The sequence below is a fragment of the Caldivirga sp. MU80 genome (genome assembly GCF_001663375.1).
In the GTDB taxonomy this organism is placed as follows: domain Archaea; phylum Thermoproteota; class Thermoprotei; order Thermoproteales; family Thermocladiaceae; genus Caldivirga.
The window spans coordinates 1-735 of record NZ_LCTF01000075.1; the positions used below are offsets into that span (position 1 = coordinate 1).

Sequence of the window (735 nt, forward strand, 5' to 3'; positions counted from 1 at the left end):
GTTATGATCCAGCCAAGGCTGCTCAAATGCTTCAAAGCCTAGGCTTCTACAAGAAGGGAGGATACTGGTACACACCAAACGGAACACAACTAGCATTAACAGTCATCGCACCAGCTGGATGGACGGACTGGGATACCATGGCTCAGGATGCTGTGGAGCAATTGGATGCCTTCGGTATCAACGCTAAGTTACTGACAATAGATGTTGGCACATTCTGGAGCGTCATTTTGCCAAATGCAGAATACGAGGCGTTGATTAATGGTATAGCTAATGCGCCATCCTACAGTACAATGTGGATTTGGACCAATTGGCCCTGGTGGGAGGAGGGTAGGGCCATCTCCGCTGGTGTCTCAGGTAGTGATGCTTGGCCTTTCCAGTGGCCTAACGGTACATGCAGCCCGGTGATTGTACCAACCACACCCAATATACCTAATGGAACCATTGTCTGGTGTGTGAACTCAACATTCGGCTACATTAACTTAACCAACTGGCAGAGTTTCGTTACCCAATACTCACCAGGTAAACCAGAGTATGACCTGGCCCTTGAGGTTATTTTCGCATGGATGCACTACTTCGTACCCATAGTGCCGCTTTACGATAAGTATTGGCCATTTGAATACAGCACATCCATAATGGACCCAGGCTGGTTGTTCCAAGGCTACGTGTACGATAATTACCCAGGCCTACTGGCGGTATTCCTAGAATACCAACCATGGGGCTACGGTAACCAGCCAT

1 pseudogene is annotated in these 735 nt (G+C 48.6%); it reads left to right on the plus strand.

Features of this window, described 5'->3' with window-relative positions:
* A pseudogene (locus AAX04_RS11505) lies at positions 1–735 on the plus strand (ABC transporter substrate-binding protein); the annotation flags it as partial.